Below are 17,168 nucleotides of genomic sequence, written 5' to 3' on the forward strand. Positions count from 1 at the left end.
TCCCATGGCGTAAGCCAGTAAGACCCCTTAGAGATGATGAGGTTGATAGGTCAGAAGTGGAAGCGTGGCGACACGTGGAGCGGACTGATACTAATCGGTCGAGGACTTATCCTATACATTCTTGACAGTTGAGTATTTCGGATTTAGTTTTGAAAGAATCACCGATTCTTTCCATATCCTTCAGTGCAGACGAAGAGATTCGCCACATCTGAAGTAAAACGATTGACAAAGAGAAGCAAGAAGGTCGAGGATCGGAAGTGTTCGACTGAAGGAGCGTACTAACGTACGTGACTGAAGAAGAATCACGAACGAGACGAAGAGATTCGCTGCTTATCTGAAGTCAAAAAAGAACTACGAAGAGAAGCGAGGAGTTCGAGGACAGGAAGTGCTCGAAGAAGGGAGCGTACCCAAACGTACGTGACCGACTGAGAGATGCGAACTGGACGAAGAAATCCGACGCTTATCTGAAGTAGGGTCCGGTGACAATGGCAAAGAGGTCACACCCGTTCCCATGCCGAACACGGCCGTTAAGCTCTTTTGCGCCGATGGTAGTTGGAGGCTTCCTCCCGCGAGAGTAGGACGTTGCCGGGCTTTTTTCTATATATTTTTTGCGTTCCACAGTAGCTCAGTGGTAGAGCTATCGGCTGTTAACCGATCGGTCGCAGGTTCGAATCCTGCCTGTGGAGCCATTTTTGTGCTTCCATAGCTCAGTCGGTAGAGCACCACCATGGTAAGGTGGGGGTCAGCGGTTCAAGTCCGCTTGGAAGCTTAGGTGAAAAACCTTAATGTGGCGCACTCTCCGAGAGATGGAGGGTGTTTTTTTATGCTTTAAAAAGTCGGCAAGGTGGCGAACGAGTGGCGGATTTGTTTTTTAACCGTTTTTTCTCTCGAATAGGTTGCCGAAAGTTTCCTCTGTCGCCGCCTTGTCTGCTGCTTCTAGTGCATGTCCATACCTATTTAATGTCACTTTAACATCAGAATGCCCTAATCGAGCTGATATAGTCTTTGTATGCACGTTCTTGGCGATCATCAATGTTGCCGACGTATGGCGTATACCGTGGAAAGGAATATGTCTTATATTATTTTTTTCGGTAAACCTACGCCACCACGTTGTGACTGAATGAGGAGCCATCGGTTTCCCTGTTTCGTCTGAGAATAAAAAATAAGATCCCTCTTTCCAAGCTTTTTGGGTAACTAATCTTTCCTTTTTCTTATAAGTTCCAAGCTTTTTCAACTCAATAATTAGTTGTTCGGGCATATGAAGGTCCCTTCGATGCTTGGTGTGTTTTAAGTCTTTGACTTTTAGACCGCGTTTTTTTGTGTTCGTGATGGATTGACGAACATGGATAACTCCTTTCTCGACATTAATGTGCCTGTCCTCTAATCCTAAAACTTCACTGCGCCTTAGCGCCCCGGCAAAGGTACACTGAACTAATAATTGCCATTTTAATGACTCGTTTTTAAGGCATTCAAACACTTCGGCAATCTCATCTTCTTCGTATACTTCTACTTCTTTGTTAACAATCTTAGGTTTCTTTATCCCGTCCATTGGGTTTTTGTCAATTAAGTTCCATTCAATTGCTACAGTAAAAATACTCCTTAAAATTCGATGGTAAATAGCTATCGTCTCTCCTGACAAGCTTCCACCGTCTACTTTTGCTCCTGGCTCTGACAAATCCTTAAAAAACTCAACTAGATGCAATGTTGTAATTTCAGCCAACTTAAAATGTTGTAGGGCAGGAATGATGCGAAGTATCAAATTTTCTTCATATACCTCTAATGTTTTGTCCTCAAAATGACTTAATGCATAATTAGGCCACCATTTGTCATTAACAAAAGTTGCGAATGAAATTTTTTCGGGTTCAAAATATTGAGGTGACAATACAGTGCTCGCGAAATTAGCTAATAATTTTTTTGCTTCTCGCGTACCGGTTGCTGTTACGGTTTTAGTTCTCCGGTTTCTTTTTTTGGTTCCGTCTGGTCTAATAGTTGTCGGTAACTCAACTATTAATTTGTATTTGTTTTTCCCTAACTCTTCGTAATAACCAGCCATTGAACTATCCTCCTCATGGATCAATGAAAATTTTAACCACTTTTCCAATGATGCGCGCTTCACTATTACTAATTAAAATCGGTTCATATTTGTCATTTTCAGGAAATAGCCAAGTTTGACCAGTATCGGTTTTTCTGACTCTCTTTAAAGTGGCGTTTTCTCCATCAATGTTAACAACGGCTATCTCGCCACTTTCGACATCGCATTGCATTCTAACCATTACCATGTCGCCCTCATGTATTCTTGCGTTAATCATTGAGTCGCCTTTTACTCTAAGCAAGAAATGCTTCCCTTCTTCGATGTCAAACGCTGACGTCGGAATATCCATATAATTTTCAATGTGCTCCTCTGCCAAAACAGGCTTTCCCGCGCTAATGTACCCTAATATAGGGACGGTGATATGGCTGTGATTGGTACTAAGCTGATCTTTTATGTCGGGAAAGCTCGGTTCGTTCTGTAAAAGATTGGCTTCATCTAAGTGGCCAGCTTTTTGTAGCATCTCGGTGTAAGAGATGTCTAACGCTTTAGAAATTTTTTTGATTATTTCCGTACTAGGAAGGCCTCTTTTACCATTCTCTAGATGTGATAAGTAGGCGTTAGAAACACCTGATTTCATTTCAAGCTGTCGAATGGTAAAGCCCTTCTCTTTACGCCGACGCCTAAGATACTCACCAAATTCCATTTCTTTCGTTTTCATTGCGCACGCTCCTCACATAATTGATTATAATGCTTTAGTTAACTTTTGTTAATAAAAGATTAAAATAGTTATCAAAAAGTGCTTGCAACAGTTATCTAACAATGCTAAAATGATAACAACAGCAAGATAGCAAAAGTTATCAAAGGTAAAGCGGAGGTGAATAAAGTGAAAATACGCCTTAAAGACCCTGAGCAATTAAAACTTATCCTCATTAAGTCGGGTTTAAGTCAATCCGCTTTGGCTAAAAAGGCCAGCACATCCCCGGCATATGTAAACCAAATCCTTAACGGCGTTAAAAACCCTGGGCCGAAAATGGCCAAGGCACTAGCAGACGCGCTTGATTTGGGTTTTGACGATATTTTTTTTATAGAAAGTGTTAGCTAAAGTTATCATTGCTACCTTTTCTATAGTTTACTTTATTTTTGGATGAAAGGGGTGGAAATATGAATAAATCAACGATGAACATTAATGAAGCTGCATCTTACTTAGGAGTTTCCGTTTCAACTGTTCGTCGATGGATGAAATACAATGGATTGCCTGTTCTCAAACTTCAATTAGGGGGGCGGATGCTTTTTAAAAAAGATCGTTTAGATGCTTGGATTGACGAGCAAATGGGCGAGGTTAAGGAAGTCCAGGAATATGAAGCATACGGAAATGTAAGAGTCTTAAGACCATAAAGGAGGCATAACATGTTTGATTTTGAAACCCTACCAACCGAACCCCACTCGCCGCAAGAGACACTAACCTCCATCCTCCACCGCTGCCTAGGCTTAGTTGAGGAACACAAGGAGATGGGACACTGGGGCGCTGTAATCGACAGCACGTTTATGCGTGACTGGTACCAGCATAAGGGACTGGTACAAAACTATCTCAGCAAGCACGGATACACCAGCAGCGATCATGATGACATGATCTATGTCTGGATTAACGGAAAGGATGATGAAAATGCATTACGTGCCGTACATGGCTTCTGATTTGCTCGAATATCTCTATGATTTCCTATATTTCGACGTCAGGGCGAAGGAGTTTGATAAAGCAAAAAAACAAGTCCCAACTCGTGTGAGCGAGTATAAACAGGCCTTTAAGCTCACAGCGTTTAGGAGGCACTATCCTCCTAAGGTAGGTTGCAACTTAATACGATTGACTCTCAAATAGCCAAGACGCCGAAAGGCCGAGCCGCACAGCAATAGCGTATCAAGTAAATGGTATTAGGTTGCAACCCAAAAATAAACAGGGAGGAAAAGCAGAAGTGAACATCTATCAAAAATTAGTTGAGGTAAGGAAGGTTGTCCCTTATCTCCAAAAGTCTCAACAAGGACAGCAATACAAGTATGTAGGCTCTAGCCAAGTGCTGTCGGCAGTAAGGGAGAAGATGGACGAATTACAGTTGCTTTTAATTCCGGCGATTACCGACAAAACGCTGCACCAGTCTTCAATAGAGCTATTCAAGGAAGGCAATGAGCATCCATTCAAACGAACAACCACATATTTCACAGAGATCGAAATGAAGATGACCTGGGTAAACGCTGAGAACCCAGAAGAAAAGATTGAAGTTCCTTGGTACGCGCAAGGTGTTGATATTGCTGGGGAAAAGGGCGTGGGCAAGGCGCTCACTTATGGAGAGAAGTATTTCTTGTTGAAGCAGTTTAACATTTCAACCGACTCAGATGACCCGGATGCTTTCCAAGAAAAAATGGAGCAAAGCAAACCAAAGACTAAGCCGGAAAAGCCAAGTCAGCAATTGTTGGATAACATCAAAACAACAGCGGCTGAGCTAGCTGAGTTGAGGAATACAGAACCCCCGATGGTCTTTAAAGGATTGAAGATCAATAATTTAAGCCAGTTGAATAAGCAACAGGCTGAACAAGCGCTAGCGGTACTTGAAAAGTGGTTCAAGCAAGCACAAGAGCAGGCTGTAAATCAACAAAAATAGGGCGGCATACCCCCGTAAGCGCCCTACCCAATAACCTGCCGTCATTATAGCACATGACGTCGCACTGGAGGAATAGAAAGTGAAAAAAATCGAACTAGCACACAAGACTGTGGAAGTTACAAGGGTTGATGATTGCCCCACTGTTTACGCAGGAGGGCGCAATTTCAGAACCGCTGCCGTCAACATAATTGATAATGGGAAGCGATCTAACAATTTGTGTATGCACATACATGAAGATGCACAAGGCAATTACTTAGACTTTACTAAAACGAGATACAAGCAATTCGGAAAAGTGAAAATACATTGAGGGGGGAACAGGTATGAAAGCGCCAGAACTGACGGAAGGGCAGCTCACAACCTTAATCCTGTCGTTTGGTGTCATGAGCAGTTTGTTAACTTGGGCATTGTTTGGCTCATGAGCGATAGGGAGTATTGGCTAAAGAGGGCAAAGGAGCAAGTGCCCTTTGACTGGAAGCTCCAAAAAAGATTGGAAGAATGGAGCACAGAACAACTAAAGAAACGGGTGCTAATGATAGAGCAAGCATTTGCTGATGCATTTGAAGAAGATGACGAAGAGGATGATGACCTATGACAGAGACACAACGAGCATTAAAAGAGTTCTTGTCCTATCTGCCTGAATCTCTTCATCCAAAGCTTTTAGCAGCTTTGGAGCAGATGAAGGAGGGGAGAAAGTAATGGAATTACCCGCTACATCGCAGCGCGTTTTGGAAATCATCGAGCGCCAGCTACGCGCCCAGAACGAGAAGGGGATTGCCGAATATGGTCAGACGATTGACGCCGCCCAGGGCTATGACTGGACGGCGGAAGCTTTAGCCGAATGCGTAGACGCCATGCAATACATGGCGCGGCGTATGCTCGAAATGGAAGAAGAAAACGAACGCCTCAGAGAAGAAACGAAAGTGGCCATAAAACACATGGCTGAAAGCATACTTAACCTGGATAAAGAAAACGAGAAGTTGAAAGAAGCGCAATCCTCTCAAACGAACTAACGCAGTGTTTTAGCCTAATGAGTCTGTTGTCTATATAACAAAGCGGGCGGAGATACCGCCTGCTACCACTACAAAAATTGGAGGAACCACACATGAATAGCCTTTTGCTTGCAGCGTCATTGATTTGCGGAATCCCTAGCCTGTCCGATGCTCCAACCTATACCCTGACGGAGATCGGCCAGCACGAGATCGGTTACACGACTTACACCTTTAAGTCGGATGCGGAGGAAATCACGCTGTCAGAGGACTATATAAGCGATTTTATGGTGGTTGGCCGTGAGTACGTGTTTTTCATCGACCACTCGGAACCGGACATCTACGACGGCATTTTGGGCGTTTATCCGGTCTATTAATAGGGCGCTCCTGCCGCCAAAGGAGGAAATAACATTGACTATTCCCGTAATCGTGTTTAAGAGCAAATCAAAAGAAGATCGGTACTTGGCTTTAAGTCCTGACGCTGGTGATTGGAGCGACCCGGACTTAGACGTATCTCTTGAAGACATAGAGCGTGCAAGGATGATTTATAGAGACGATTTAACAAAGCCGGATGAAACGGACGTCGAAGAATGTAGACGCTTTTCCACTGCCTTTAAAAAGGCGATGCGCAAAATCTATGGATATGATACCCCTATCTCTTTTGACGTCGAACTCTGGCTAAAGCATTACGAGCCAGTGAACATTGAGCTAACACAAGAGCAGTTCGAAGCGGCAAAAGAATGGGACGAGTAAAGGAGGCTATAACATGACTACAAGTGTTAAGGAAGCACAGGTGACAATCTTGGTCGAAATTAACGGCCAAGTCCACCTAGTAGCGATGGAGCGGGAAAAATTAGAAGCGGTAACCTTTTTGGCTAAAAATAGCATACATGGTGTTATCGCAACCGGAAAAAGCCAGGCAGAACTGAACGAATTTTTAGGATATAGGGGGTAATGACATGGAATCGGAAAATGCGAGGGAGGAAACGAAAATTTATCATGTCTTTATGAGACATGAGTGGGGTGGCAAAAAGAGAAAAGTCGGATCGTTTTCTAACTACGAAGAAGCAAAGAAATGTCGAGATGAAACAGAAGATGGAATGTTCGAATCCTGGATTGAAACGGAGGTTGGGCAATGAGGGAAATTGAATTTCGCGGGAAAGCGAGAATGTCTGTTGAAGAACTCAACGACATCGGATTGTCTCACAGTAACGGTTGGGTATACGGAAATCTCATACAAAGCGGCGGACAAACCTTTATTGTGGGTGGCGTAGCTGATTGGTGCGATGAATATATAGCCCATGAATGGTGGGTGCTTGTCGACTCTGATACTGTCGGCCAATACACCGGACTCAAAGACAAGCACGACACAAAGATTTTTGAGGGGGATATTGTACAGATCAAAGACCATCCAACAAACAAATATATCCGCATAGATGGCAACCACGAGGTGTATTACGACAAGGATATGGTATTGTGCGGCGGTGGTTGGTTACTGTATCGTCAATTACCGTTTGTGACTGTTGTAGGCAACAAATTTGAAAACCCTGAGTTACTAAATAACTAGGATGCCTATAAGGAGGGGAAACGAATGGCTGAAAAACAGAAATTATTAGATTCAGGTGAATTGATTATCAAAACGGATGAAGGTATTTATTTTCTGGCACCTCACAAGGGTGCCACGCCTCTACTAATTGATGCAGAAGAAGGCGAGTTGTTGTTTAGTAAGGCCACTACTGTATAGGGGGATTTATATGCAACCGGCTCCTATTGACAAATGCCCCTTCTGCGATTCGAGAGAGGGGTATTACAGTAAAGATTACGTAAAAGGCAGTACGGTTTGGCGTCACAACTTCAATGGGGCAGAGGCCGACAATGGAGATTATTACGAGGGCTTGTCTCATAGCCGTAGCAAGTATGCATATTGTTTATCTTGTAACAAAAGGCTGTTTGAGATTGCCACTACTGTACAGGAGGTGCCATATGTGGATAGTCGTACGAGAATGGAACTACTATGAGTCAGACGTTGATGAATTTGAAACATTGGAGGAAGCGGAGAAGTTTTTTGATGAATGGTCAGATGTTGCAGAAAAAATTTATCTAGCCAAAGTTGAAAAGGCAAAGGAGGAACCGGATGACTGAGCAACTGGCAGCCCGCATTAAGAAAATACGAGAAGCAGATGAATTGCTTTACAAAGACGATCATGGAATTTTTCGCCCAGCAAGAGAAATTATAATGTTTGGCGGAGAAGATCAGGTATTGTTGGACTGTTTTGGCCCGTGGAAAGTGGTGGATTTTAAAAACTTGTTTTTAGCATCAGAAATTCCAGAAAATGAGTTGTTGAAAATTTATGATATTGATTAACTCACTCCCCGTCCTGTGCGGGGCATCACCTTAAGTAAAGTCGTATAGGGAGAGCTTCTTTCTCCCTTTCTTCTACCTGAAAAACGAACATACGTACTTATTTTTGTTCGCCAATGCGAGCAAAATTGCGCGCATTTATACATGACAAAAAGGAGCTGATCCGCTTTGGTTCGCGCCCCTCCTTCCTAGTATTGTGTTTGTTTCAACAGACACAGGATATTTTTTCGCTTAATCACCTTCCATAGTCATTAAATCAGACAATTTGCAGTCGAAGAAATCGCATAGTGTCTGAATTGTATCAAAATCGACTCTTGTTGTGTTGTTGTCGTAAAGCTTAGTCAGCGTCGGCCTGCTAATACCTGTTTTCTTTGATAGCTCATTAATGCTTTTGATTTTGTTTTGACCCATTAATACGTGTAGGTGAAATTGCACCTTTCTCAATTGTAACGCTCCCTTCCAGTTTTGTAATCTACGTTTACAATTATGTTAAACTATTTCATCGTTGTATGCAAGTAGTTTAGCTAATTTGGAAATAAAAAATAACAAACTTGCAAATGAAGCTTTACAATATTGTTAAAGTGAAATATAATAGCAAGTAACAGGAGGTGAAACAATGGCTCGTTTCAACTTAGAAGAGATGATGTCTAAAGCGGACATCAAGTCCATCAGTGAGTTGAGTGAAAAGTCTGGTGTCAGCCGTCCAACGCTTCACAGCTGGAAGCTAAATCGAGTATCACGAATCAATATTCCGGTCGCGGAAAAAGTTTGCGAGGCCCTCAATTGCGAAATGGCAGAGCTTATTACCTTGGATTAGTAAGAAGGGGAGCGTACTTTGAGGGGGTGGTCAAGATGGACGAAATAAAATGTTCGGAAGCTGGTTAATGCTAATCCGGCTTCTGAGCCACACAGAAACGGGCAAATGATTCAAAAATAGGAGAGCGCAATTTCGCGCCTTTTGAAAGGAGAAGAGAAACAAATGAATTTAAAAGTGGTTGAATACAAAGATCAAAGAGTGCTCACCACCACGCAACTAGCGGATGCATATGGTGCTACTCGACAACAGATTAGTCGGAACTTCACTAGAAATGTTGATCGTTATAAAGAGGGGAAGCACTTTTATCAACTGTCCGGCGAAGCTAAAAGAGATTTTTTGAACCGTGTACAAATTGACGACGGTTTAAAAAACTCAGTAGTTATGTATCTTTGGACAGAAAAGGGAGCTTGGTTGCATGCGAAATCTCTTAACACAGATCAAGCGTGGGATGCGTATGAAACTCTAGTTGATGATTACTATGCCATTAAAACTGAATCACTTTCGTTAGCTAATCTCAGTCCAGAACTACAGATGTTCAAGCAGCTTTGGGACGGGTTAGCCAAAAAAGAGATTGAAGACGCTAAACGCGATGAAGAAATCAAAGAAATTAAAACTACTGTGACGGTCATCAAAGACACGTTCCTGCACAAAGATGACAATTGGCGTAAGTCGATTAACCGCATGCTCAATCAAGCGGTTAATAGCTCCAACTACGGACATCAAGAAATTAGACGCAAGAGCTATCAACTGTTAGAAGAACGAGCGCGGTGCAAGCTCAGCGTACGTCTACAGAATTTGAAAGACAGATTAGAAGAAAGTGGCGCCACTGCTACAAGAGTAAAAGAGGCTACAAAGCTAGAAGTCATTGAATCTGATGCACGTTTGAAAGAGATTTACACAACGATTGTTAAAGAATTGTCCATTGGGAGTTTGGTGTAATTATGTTCTTTGTTAAGACTACTGTAGGTGATGGGTTTCCGGTGGAAGTAGAGCTTTACGAGGATGAAATTTATACTTATTGCCCTGGGTGCGGGAAGGTGATTTATGTAACGAACGAAGTACTTGTGGACATTTTGAAGGAATGTGATTTACCAAGTACTTCGTTGATATGTTCGCCAGAATGCACAGAGAAATGGAAAAAAGAAATAGCCACTGCTGAAGACAGTGACTAAGTAAAAACACGAACAAATATCAAGTACTAACAGTATACCACAACCGTTGCTGTTAGTACACCTTTTTAGCAATTTTATTTGAGAGGTGAACACCGTGGGGATTTATCGCGTTAGCAAAAGCAATAATTACGTCGTAATGGATAAAACGGCGCTGCACGATGAACGGTTGAGCTGGAAAGCGAAGGGGCTACACGCTTATATGCTTTCCATGCCAGACGATTGGCGTTTTTACAGAGAAGAGCTTTCCAACCACGCAAAAGACGGGGTGGATGCAGTTAAATCGGCTTTAAAAGAGTTAAGTGACAAGGGGTACCTGAAACGGGTACGACGGAACGATGAAAACGGCAAACTCTACTGGGAAACAGTCGTCTATGAGGTACCACAACCAGAGGTGGAAAAACCACCAGTGGTTAAACCATCGGTGGATTCACCATTGGTGGGAAAACCACCGGTGGAAAATCCACTACTACTAAATAATGAATTACTAAGTAATAACTTACTAAGTAATAAAGAACTAAAAGATATAGGGGCAAAAACGAAACCCGTCCCTAAAAAAACGTCCAAACGAACGTATTTGGATTTTGTGAAATTGACGGAAGAAGAACACAGCAAATTGATTCAGAATTTCGGCCCTAGAAACACCGACGATTTGATCGAACGGCTAAACAACTACATTGGCAGCAAGGGAGATAAGTATAAGAGCCATTACTTCACTCTCCTGAATTGGGCTAAACGAGACGGAATAAAGAAAGGAGCGACTAGGAATGCAGAGCCTAGCGGACGCCCTGAATACGAAGGGTACAATTTTGAAAAAGAATTTACCCCAAATTTCTGATGAACGTTGTCCTGACTGTTCCCGTTACCTATTAGTCATCGACGGGGAGCTAAGATGTGGCTATTGCTCCCTAGTCAAGGAGGAGGACGAACGAATCGGCAAGGAAGCGCGTTTAGAGCTGGAGCGCAGGGAACAGGCAAAGGCTTTAAGACTCTTTGACCAAGAAAGCATTATTAACGACCGCCTAAAGGCCGTAACGTTTGAGAGTTATACCCCTACTAACCCTAGCCAAGAGAAAGCAAAACAAACGGTTATGCGCTATGTGCAAAATTTCAGTAAAGAAAACCCTGTCCCGTTGCTGATTAGGGGTGATTATGGACTTGGAAAAAGCCACTTAGCTGCGGCGGCGGTGAAGGAACTTGCTAAAAAGAACGTAACGTCCATTTTTATAAGCGTTCCTAAGCTTCTGACGAAGATTAAGGGGACATGGGATAAAGAGTCTGACGTAAGCGAAAACGAGCTACTAGATGCCCTGGAACGCGTAGATTGCCTTGTTTTAGATGATCTAGGAGCTGAACAAACAAAAAAGCCTAAGAACGGCGAAATTACGTGGGGTGTATCTAAGCTATTCGAGATTATTGACGCCAGGATAGGCAAACACACGATATTTACAACAAATCTCGAACATGAAGAACTACAAAAACATTTAGGGCCGCGTAATTTCTCCAGGGCGATGGAAGGAGTCCATCCCATTAAGATCGAGGGTGACGACTACAGATTGAGGAAATTTAGGGAGGCATAACATGATTGAAACATACAGAAAGGCGCTAGCCGCTGCTGGCGCCGACACGCTCAAGGAAATGGACGAAGTGATAGAGAGGACGCGGGATAAAATCCTATTTGGGAAACCGGAAGAATGCACTAGAAACCACCTCACGCCTGTGCCTGGCGGATTTACAACGGCAGCATGTAGCTGCTCGGCCTGTAAAGCACGTAAGGAGCATTACAACAAAGTGATTATGGCTAAGAGATTGCGCCAGTTAGCCGAATGGAGGGAAGAGTCATGCAAGCGACGGAGAGCTTTATAAAAAAGAACGGCTGGAATCGAGAAAAAGAACGGCTAAAGCTTAATTGCTACGTGGCTGGAAAGGAAATCGATTATACCTGGACGCCCAGAGAAAAGCAGATTTTTAAGCAATTGTATAACGACGGCCGCACCTTATCGGAGGTATCCCGTTATCTAAAACGCAGTCAAGCGGATGTGTTAGTTTTAGCGCTTGATTTGAATGAAAAGGGGCAACTAAAGCCGAGAAAGACAGTGTTTTTCGCATGAATAGGCGCCAGGAACTCTTACATGAGCAAATGCAGATTTATGAGAATCATTGTAAAGAGTGTCCGTATGACGAACCGGAATACAGAAGCAGCCATTGTTTAGGATGTGAGCAGTACATGAGACTTCGCAAAATTGGCAATGATCTGTTATCCATCACCAAGAAAGAAAGAGCAACCAAGGGATTGGTTGAAGAGCCTAAAAGGAACTGGAAAATCACCGTTAAGCAATATCGATACTACAAGCGCTTGGGGTGGTCAGACGAGAAAGTGGCTAAGAAAAGAAAGATAAGTACTGCTAAATTGGTTGAATTTAAGAGAGCACACGGGCTGACAAAATAGCGGAGGTGTGGCCGTTTGAAAGACTTGTCCCAACAACCAGTAAGGGCTGTACCTAAGTTCAAAGAGAGACGACCCAAAAAAACGAAAAAGATTCAGCAATATAGAGGCGTCAAAATCCCGTCCAGGAAAGTAAGGGGAGAGATTAGCAAGACGGATTACGAAAAGGCACTCGAATATTGGGGCGGCGGATGTGCAGTGACCGGACAATTGACCGTTGAGATGCATCACGCGAAATTTCGCAGCCAGGGAGGGCGAGGGACATGGCGCAACTTGGTCCCGTTAATCCAACCGCTACACCGTAAATGCCATACGGATAGAGATTTTGCAGAGTATTGGCGGAAAGAGGCGGAGAAACGTTTTGGAGAATTTTATTGGGCAGACCGCTTTGATCTATACAAGGCTGGGCTGATACCCAATGCGACACATGAGGCATTTGAAAAATTTATGGCAAAGGAGCAAGAGCGATGCGGTGGCTAACCTATCACCGAGAGGGAGAAGAAAGGTTACTAGTCATCCAGGTATATGCAGAAAACGAAACTGAGCAGGTATTGGACAAAGAAAAGCTGCCGGGCAGGGTGCGAAAGCCACTGGCAGATTGGGAAGGGGTTAGGGTGTGAAATCAATCGAATTATTTGCCGGCATTGGTGGGATTGCCCTTGCAGCAGAATGGGCGGGGATTGAAACAGTCGCCTTTTGCGAACGTGAACCCTTCTGCCAAAAGATACTTAATAAGCATTGGCCTGACGTGCCAATCTTTGATGATATAAAAACGTTGGATAAAAAAGCGCTAGAAGAAAGGGGTATAGACGTTGGAGCAATTGAGCTTATTACCGGAGGCTTCCCTTGCCAGCCTTTCAGCTCAGCCGGGAAGCGACTTGGCAAGGCAGATGACCGTGACCTCTGGCCGGAAATGTTTAGGATTATACAAGAAATCAGACCCAATTGGGTTGTTGGCGAGAACGTTGCTAACTTCGTCAATATGGAACTCGAACGAACGGTTTTTGACTTGGAAAGTGAAGGATACACAGTTCAATCATTTCTTATTCCAGCTGTATCCGTCGATGCCAAACACAATAGAGCAAGATGCTTTGTTGTGGCCCACACCGAGAGCAAACGATGCTCAAAAGAGAGGGAATATAAATCCTCACGAACCGAGAAATGGCCTGCCGGCAGCCGTGAGATTGTGGCCGACGCCAGTATCAAGAGATTACAGAGGGGCGAGAAAGCACGAAACTTTAGCAAAGAAAAACAGAAAGCCTGGAAACAGTTTGCCGGATGCGGTTATGAGCGTGGAGCACAATGGGAACCTGAACCCGATGTGGGTAGAGTGGCTCATGGGGTTCCCGATCGGGTGGACAGAATTAAAGGACTCGGAAATGCAGTAGTCCCCCAACAGATTTACCCAATCTTTGAAACAATCATGAAAATAGAAAGAGGCGAAATCACTTGTTGACAATAAATCACCGTCCAGGCTACGCCACGATAACTAAGGACGAAGAAATCATAGCGAGTTTATACCCGTATAAAGGCAGCACGTTTGTAAAGAGCAGGCTTACGGGGCGGGATTACACGGTAAATAGCGAGGCAGAGGCATTGGCTGTCATTGAAAAGGAGCTGGTATAGATGATCGAAATTCATGGATTTAAAAAAGGTACGGAAGTAACTCCAGTCGTGGGGCCTTATCAAATCAAAGGTTGTTGGAACCTTTCGGAGGCAAGGCGCTATTTGGAGGAAAAACGCGAAGAACTGATTTCAACATACATCGAAATCCAGTTGGTTGAAGTACACGAAGTTTACAGACCGAAACTAATGCCGGTAAATGAGGAAAAGGAGCTGGTATAGATGATAAACCGCGTAGTGCTTGTAGGACGCTTGACGCGCGATCCTGAGATGCGATATACCCCGAACGGCGTGGCAGTAGCCAATTTCACACTTGCAGTGAATCGCCCGTTTACGAATCAGCAAGGAGAACGGGAAGCGGACTTCATCAACTGTGTTATTTGGCGCAAACCCGCTGAGAACGTAGCCAATTTCCTGAAAAAAGGGAGCCTAGCAGGAGTTGACGGCCGTGTCCAAACACGGAGCTATGAGAACAACGAGGGCAAGAGGGTGTTTGTTACTGAGGTTGTTGCCGAGTCAGTGCAATTCCTAGAGCCGAAAGGCAGCAACAAAGGCCAAGACAACACAGGCAACCAAGGCGGAGGGTTCGACAACGACCCGTTTAGTAGCGATGGCGGCATTGACATAAGCGATGATTATTTACCATTTTAAGGAAATTAGAGAGGTGAAGTGAGTGCAAGTAAACGCTGAGTTATATGAGTTTCTAGCCGAAAATGAAACAGGGCTATATCAAAAAGGCGATAAGGTTATAGCTTATGTTCATGTTTATTTCTTTGATTTAGATGACTTTGTGAAAATTGTTGGGCCGCATCCATTTGATGAAGGCGGAATGGAAGTTCACTTATTTGAAAATACAGCAGCAATAGAACTGAACGACATCATTGAAAACGAGGGCCACTATTTGAGTAGCTACAAAAAATGCTTCGACGAGTATGGCGATTACGAGAAAGATATAAAGCTTATGGAAGCTAGGTAAGACCGACGTTACAAACAAACATACGGGATGGTGACATGTGCTGCCATTGTAGCAATGTCTGTCACCTTCCTGTTTTAGGGGGATGAAGATGGAACAAGTAAAAGTAAAATTGCTGAACGAAAACGCGGTAATGCCAACATACGGTAGCGAGGGGGCGGCTGGCTTTGACCTTTATGCGGCAGAGGACGTCATTATTGAGCCTGGTCAAACCAAAAAAGTGCCGCTAGGGCTGGCTTTTGAGCTACCGCCTGGCTATGTCTTGTATATCATGCCGAGATCAGGTATCAGCTATAAGACAAAGTTACGGCAGCCTAATTCGGTAGGTGTGATCGACTCTGATTATCGCGGAGAAGTGGCGATGATGTTTGACAACATTGCCGAAGACCCGTGCCAGAATGTTGAATTTTACTTAAATCTAGTCGACGGAATCATGGAGAGAAGCATAAATCACTATCCGGTCGGCACGTACTTAGTGCAAAAAGGAGATAGAGTTTGCCAGGGAGTAATCCAAAAGCTGCCTGAGATCGAGCTAGTACAAGCTGACGAACTATCAGAGACAAAGAGAGGCGCCGGGGGCTTTGGCTCCACTGGTGTACATGGCTAAAAAGCGTTGGAGTGACGCGGTAAGGGAGCAGCGCTACGGTCCTGCTCCCGCCCCTGAGAAAAAGACACCAGTCGGCCGCTGCACTTGCGGCGGCGGCTCCTTTAAATTGCGAGTGAAGGACAGAGCGTGGACAAGAACATGCCGATCATGCGGAGAGGAGCGAACTATATGATATGGCTGCCACACATAATAGGCGGGTTAGGATTGATTTTGATTGCGATTATCATATCGACCAGCATCGCCCTTAGAATCATATCCAAAAAAGAGAGAGAGTGGAGGGATTGGGACCATGGAGAACGTGATTGAATTTACCATAGATGGAGAGGTGCAGGCACAAGGGCGGCCGCGGGCTAGTAAAACAGCAAATGGTCGGACAATTATGTATGACCCTACCAACTCGCGTAATTACAAGCAGTACGTTAAATTGGTTGCCAGCCAACACAAGCCAGAAAAGCCATATGAGGGCGAAATAGAGTTATCTGTCACCGTGTATAAGCAAATACCAAAGAGCATGCCTAAGTGGCGCCAGGAGCTTGCCAGAGCGGGCAAATTACGTCCGGTAACAAAGCCAGATTTGGACAACTATGTAAAAGGTATTAAAGACGGCATGACAGGCATCATCTGGCGGGATGACAACCAAGTGACACGGCTTGTCATCGAGAAGAAATACAGCGATTCGCCGAGAGCCGAAGTTAAGGTCATCGAGCGGCCGCTACCTGAACGGAAAAAGAAAGACACAAGAAGCACCTTAAATAAATGGGCAGACGCCATTCAAAATAGCTAGAGGGGGAGAGGCAATGAACGAAACATTTACTATCCAACTGACTGAGGACGAGGCTGCCCTTACGCTAGTTTGTGTCGATATGGTACTACGCGGATTTGATATAGCGGAGAGTAGTGGACATCAGTTGTCCATGGAAGATTCCATGCTTCGGGAAAAATTGAAATTATACAAGAAACAACTATCGTCAATTTATTACAAGGGGGAACAGGAATGACTGCAAAAGAGAAGACTTTTAGCAAAGAGGAAAACGCAGTAATTTCGGGCATTAGTACGGTGTTAGGAATCGGGTTGGTGTTTTTAAATCCTCTGTTGTTGATGTTTCATTGGAACTGGTTTGTGGTTCCGATTTTAGGGCTAGTGGAATTAACTTACGTTACTGCATTTGGACTAATGATAGTTGTGTGGTTTTTAACAAAGTTCCCGCGCCAAAAAGTAAGGAACGAACCAATTGAACATCTGAACTTAGTCATTTCTCGTTACGTTGTGTTGGCTCTCCTGTTGGTAATGGCACTGATTATTCGCGGAATGATGTAGAGGGGGGGAGAAGAAATGAGCGGGATTAGGATTTTATTAAAGGGCGGCCAATCCATCGATTTCAGGGGGATAAGCCTAGAAGAGTTCGTGGAAGAATTCACGAATCGGAAAGGGGATGTCTTAGTCATAGGGAGCGTTGAAGGTTTAAAGCTCGCGCTTCGTTGGTCGGAGATTGTAGGAGCGG

At 44.0% G+C, this 17,168-nt stretch carries 34 protein-coding genes, 2 tRNA genes and 2 rRNA genes; 35 read left to right on the plus strand and 3 right to left on the minus strand.

Annotated features, from left to right (window positions below):
- From N6H06_RS22535 to N6H06_RS22550, 4 genes are all read left to right on the plus strand, one after another.
- Positions 1-114, plus strand: a 23S ribosomal RNA gene (locus N6H06_RS22535); the annotation flags it as partial.
- A gap of 361 nt (positions 115-475) precedes the next feature.
- Positions 476-591, plus strand: a 5S ribosomal RNA gene (rrf, locus tag N6H06_RS22540).
- 23 nt (positions 592-614) lie between these two features.
- A tRNA-Asn gene (locus tag N6H06_RS22545) sits at positions 615-689 on the plus strand.
- A gap of 7 nt (positions 690-696) precedes the next feature.
- Positions 697-769: transfer RNA gene (locus N6H06_RS22550), tRNA-Thr, on the plus strand.
- A gap of 102 nt (positions 770-871) precedes the next feature.
- Here the strand turns inward: N6H06_RS22550 and N6H06_RS22555 are convergent.
- Positions 872-2,053: a tyrosine-type recombinase/integrase gene (locus N6H06_RS22555; RefSeq protein ID WP_212930126.1), complete on the minus strand. Its 1,182-nt coding sequence runs from the start codon at positions 2,051-2,053 to the stop codon at positions 872-874.
- A gap of 13 nt (positions 2,054-2,066) precedes the next feature.
- Positions 2,067-2,750: a transcriptional repressor LexA gene (gene lexA, locus N6H06_RS22560; protein WP_212930125.1), complete on the minus strand. Its 684-nt coding sequence runs from the start codon at positions 2,748-2,750 to the stop codon at positions 2,067-2,069.
- 156 nt (positions 2,751-2,906) lie between these two features.
- On the opposite strand from lexA, the gene N6H06_RS22565 reads away from it, so the two are divergent.
- The 14 genes from N6H06_RS22565 to N6H06_RS22630 all read left to right on the plus strand — a co-directional run bounded on the left by N6H06_RS22565 (position 2,907) and on the right by N6H06_RS22630 (position 8,034).
- Positions 2,907-3,134, plus strand: a complete 228-nt coding sequence (locus N6H06_RS22565; RefSeq protein ID WP_263708010.1) for a helix-turn-helix transcriptional regulator — start codon at positions 2,907-2,909, stop codon at positions 3,132-3,134.
- A 59-nt stretch (positions 3,135-3,193) separates the two neighbouring features.
- Entirely contained in the window at positions 3,194-3,427 is a 234-nt protein-coding gene (locus N6H06_RS22570) for a helix-turn-helix domain-containing protein (RefSeq protein WP_212930123.1), read from the plus strand.
- 12 nt (positions 3,428-3,439) lie between these two features.
- Entirely contained in the window at positions 3,440-3,724 is a 285-nt protein-coding gene (locus N6H06_RS22575) for a hypothetical protein (protein WP_263708011.1), read from the plus strand.
- A gap of 275 nt (positions 3,725-3,999) precedes the next feature.
- A complete protein-coding gene (locus N6H06_RS22580) occupies positions 4,000-4,683 on the plus strand; it encodes an ERF family protein (RefSeq protein ID WP_263708012.1) in 684 nt (227 codons plus the stop codon).
- Between the two features lie 397 nt (positions 4,684-5,080).
- The gene (locus tag N6H06_RS22585; protein ID WP_263708013.1) at positions 5,081-5,275 is read left to right on the plus strand and encodes a hypothetical protein; all 195 of its coding nucleotides are present in this window, start codon (positions 5,081-5,083) and stop codon (positions 5,273-5,275) included.
- A 103-nt stretch (positions 5,276-5,378) separates the two neighbouring features.
- Positions 5,379-5,693, plus strand: coding sequence for a hypothetical protein (locus N6H06_RS22590; RefSeq protein WP_263708014.1), 315 nt, complete (start codon positions 5,379-5,381; stop codon positions 5,691-5,693).
- 92 nt (positions 5,694-5,785) lie between these two features.
- A complete protein-coding gene (locus tag N6H06_RS22595; RefSeq protein WP_263708015.1) occupies positions 5,786-6,046 on the plus strand; it encodes a hypothetical protein in 261 nt (86 codons plus the stop codon).
- A 34-nt stretch (positions 6,047-6,080) separates the two neighbouring features.
- On the plus strand, positions 6,081-6,422 hold the full coding sequence (locus N6H06_RS22600) for a hypothetical protein (RefSeq protein WP_263708016.1): 342 nt from the start codon (positions 6,081-6,083) through the stop codon (positions 6,420-6,422).
- A gap of 13 nt (positions 6,423-6,435) precedes the next feature.
- The gene (locus N6H06_RS22605) at positions 6,436-6,624 is read left to right on the plus strand and encodes a hypothetical protein (protein WP_263708017.1); all 189 of its coding nucleotides are present in this window, start codon (positions 6,436-6,438) and stop codon (positions 6,622-6,624) included.
- Positions 6,625-6,628: 4 nt separating this feature from the next.
- Entirely contained in the window at positions 6,629-6,808 is a 180-nt protein-coding gene (locus N6H06_RS22610) for a hypothetical protein (protein WP_263708018.1), read from the plus strand.
- Positions 6,805-7,236, plus strand: coding sequence for a YopX family protein (locus N6H06_RS22615; RefSeq protein ID WP_263708019.1), 432 nt, complete (start codon positions 6,805-6,807; stop codon positions 7,234-7,236). The genes N6H06_RS22610 and N6H06_RS22615 overlap by 4 nt, the downstream gene beginning before the upstream one ends.
- A 24-nt stretch (positions 7,237-7,260) precedes the next feature.
- Positions 7,261-7,413, plus strand: coding sequence for a hypothetical protein (locus tag N6H06_RS22620; protein WP_263708020.1), 153 nt, complete (start codon positions 7,261-7,263; stop codon positions 7,411-7,413).
- 239 nt (positions 7,414-7,652) lie between these two features.
- Positions 7,653-7,811 (plus strand): hypothetical protein, encoded by a 159-nt coding sequence (locus N6H06_RS22625; RefSeq protein ID WP_263708021.1) that lies wholly within the window; start codon positions 7,653-7,655, stop codon positions 7,809-7,811.
- On the plus strand, positions 7,804-8,034 hold the full coding sequence (locus tag N6H06_RS22630) for a hypothetical protein (protein WP_263708022.1): 231 nt from the start codon (positions 7,804-7,806) through the stop codon (positions 8,032-8,034). Before N6H06_RS22625 ends, N6H06_RS22630 begins: the two co-directional genes overlap by 8 nt.
- Before the next feature lie 228 nt (positions 8,035-8,262).
- Here N6H06_RS22630 and N6H06_RS23220 read toward each other — a convergent pair whose 3' ends face one another.
- Positions 8,263-8,466 carry a helix-turn-helix domain-containing protein gene (locus N6H06_RS23220; protein ID WP_404830386.1) on the minus strand — a complete coding sequence of 68 codons (204 nt, stop codon included), beginning with the start codon at positions 8,464-8,466 and terminating at the stop codon, positions 8,263-8,265.
- 181 nt (positions 8,467-8,647) lie between these two features.
- Between N6H06_RS23220 and N6H06_RS22635 the strand changes: the two genes are divergently transcribed.
- The 17 genes from N6H06_RS22635 (at position 8,648) to N6H06_RS22715 (ending at position 16,984) form a co-directional block, all read left to right on the plus strand.
- Positions 8,648-8,848, plus strand: coding sequence for a helix-turn-helix domain-containing protein (locus N6H06_RS22635; RefSeq protein ID WP_263708023.1), 201 nt, complete (start codon positions 8,648-8,650; stop codon positions 8,846-8,848).
- Positions 8,849-9,010: 162 nt separating this feature from the next.
- Positions 9,011-9,787: an ORF6N domain-containing protein gene (locus N6H06_RS22640; RefSeq protein ID WP_263708024.1), complete on the plus strand. Its 777-nt coding sequence runs from the start codon at positions 9,011-9,013 to the stop codon at positions 9,785-9,787.
- 327 nt (positions 9,788-10,114) lie between these two features.
- Positions 10,115-10,855: a helix-turn-helix domain-containing protein gene (locus N6H06_RS22645; protein WP_263708025.1), complete on the plus strand. Its 741-nt coding sequence runs from the start codon at positions 10,115-10,117 to the stop codon at positions 10,853-10,855.
- Positions 10,827-11,597 carry an ATP-binding protein gene (locus tag N6H06_RS22650; RefSeq protein ID WP_263708026.1) on the plus strand — a complete coding sequence of 257 codons (771 nt, stop codon included), beginning with the start codon at positions 10,827-10,829 and terminating at the stop codon, positions 11,595-11,597. The genes N6H06_RS22645 and N6H06_RS22650 overlap by 29 nt, the downstream gene beginning before the upstream one ends.
- A gap of 1 nt (position 11,598) precedes the next feature.
- The gene (locus tag N6H06_RS22655) at positions 11,599-11,883 is read left to right on the plus strand and encodes a helix-turn-helix domain-containing protein (protein ID WP_263708027.1); all 285 of its coding nucleotides are present in this window, start codon (positions 11,599-11,601) and stop codon (positions 11,881-11,883) included.
- On the plus strand, positions 11,859-12,128 hold the full coding sequence (locus N6H06_RS22660) for a hypothetical protein (protein WP_263708028.1): 270 nt from the start codon (positions 11,859-11,861) through the stop codon (positions 12,126-12,128). The genes N6H06_RS22655 and N6H06_RS22660 overlap by 25 nt, the downstream gene beginning before the upstream one ends.
- Positions 12,129-12,244: 116 nt before the next feature.
- Positions 12,245-12,466: a hypothetical protein gene (locus N6H06_RS22665; protein WP_263708029.1), complete on the plus strand. Its 222-nt coding sequence runs from the start codon at positions 12,245-12,247 to the stop codon at positions 12,464-12,466.
- A 15-nt stretch (positions 12,467-12,481) separates the two neighbouring features.
- Positions 12,482-12,943, plus strand: a complete 462-nt coding sequence (locus tag N6H06_RS22670; protein ID WP_263708030.1) for an HNH endonuclease — start codon at positions 12,482-12,484, stop codon at positions 12,941-12,943.
- Positions 12,944-13,079: 136 nt separating this feature from the next.
- Positions 13,080-13,919: a DNA cytosine methyltransferase gene (locus N6H06_RS22675; protein WP_263708031.1), complete on the plus strand. Its 840-nt coding sequence runs from the start codon at positions 13,080-13,082 to the stop codon at positions 13,917-13,919.
- Positions 13,913-14,089, plus strand: a complete 177-nt coding sequence (locus N6H06_RS22680) for a hypothetical protein (protein ID WP_263708032.1) — start codon at positions 13,913-13,915, stop codon at positions 14,087-14,089. The genes N6H06_RS22675 and N6H06_RS22680 overlap by 7 nt, the downstream gene beginning before the upstream one ends.
- Entirely contained in the window at positions 14,090-14,308 is a 219-nt protein-coding gene (locus tag N6H06_RS22685) for a hypothetical protein (RefSeq protein ID WP_263708033.1), read from the plus strand.
- The gene (ssb, locus tag N6H06_RS22690; protein WP_263708034.1) at positions 14,309-14,737 is read left to right on the plus strand and encodes a single-stranded DNA-binding protein; all 429 of its coding nucleotides are present in this window, start codon (positions 14,309-14,311) and stop codon (positions 14,735-14,737) included. It abuts the gene before it with no gap.
- A 22-nt stretch (positions 14,738-14,759) separates the two neighbouring features.
- Positions 14,760-15,062: a hypothetical protein gene (locus N6H06_RS22695; RefSeq protein ID WP_263708035.1), complete on the plus strand. Its 303-nt coding sequence runs from the start codon at positions 14,760-14,762 to the stop codon at positions 15,060-15,062.
- Positions 15,063-15,150: 88 nt separating this feature from the next.
- Positions 15,151-15,666, plus strand: a complete 516-nt coding sequence (locus tag N6H06_RS22700) for a dUTP diphosphatase (RefSeq protein ID WP_263708036.1) — start codon at positions 15,151-15,153, stop codon at positions 15,664-15,666.
- 289 nt (positions 15,667-15,955) lie between these two features.
- Positions 15,956-16,450 carry a RusA family crossover junction endodeoxyribonuclease gene (locus N6H06_RS22705; RefSeq protein WP_318527608.1) on the plus strand — a complete coding sequence of 165 codons (495 nt, stop codon included), beginning with the start codon at positions 15,956-15,958 and terminating at the stop codon, positions 16,448-16,450.
- A 13-nt stretch (positions 16,451-16,463) separates the two neighbouring features.
- A complete protein-coding gene (locus N6H06_RS22710) occupies positions 16,464-16,664 on the plus strand; it encodes a hypothetical protein (RefSeq protein WP_263708037.1) in 201 nt (66 codons plus the stop codon).
- Positions 16,661-16,984: a hypothetical protein gene (locus N6H06_RS22715; RefSeq protein ID WP_263708038.1), complete on the plus strand. Its 324-nt coding sequence runs from the start codon at positions 16,661-16,663 to the stop codon at positions 16,982-16,984. Before N6H06_RS22710 ends, N6H06_RS22715 begins: the two co-directional genes overlap by 4 nt.
- Positions 16,985-17,168 lie beyond the last annotated feature (184 nt).

The sequence above is a fragment of the Shouchella tritolerans genome (genome assembly GCF_025770735.1).
Lineage (GTDB): Bacteria > Bacillota > Bacilli > Bacillales > Bacillaceae_D > Shouchella > Shouchella tritolerans.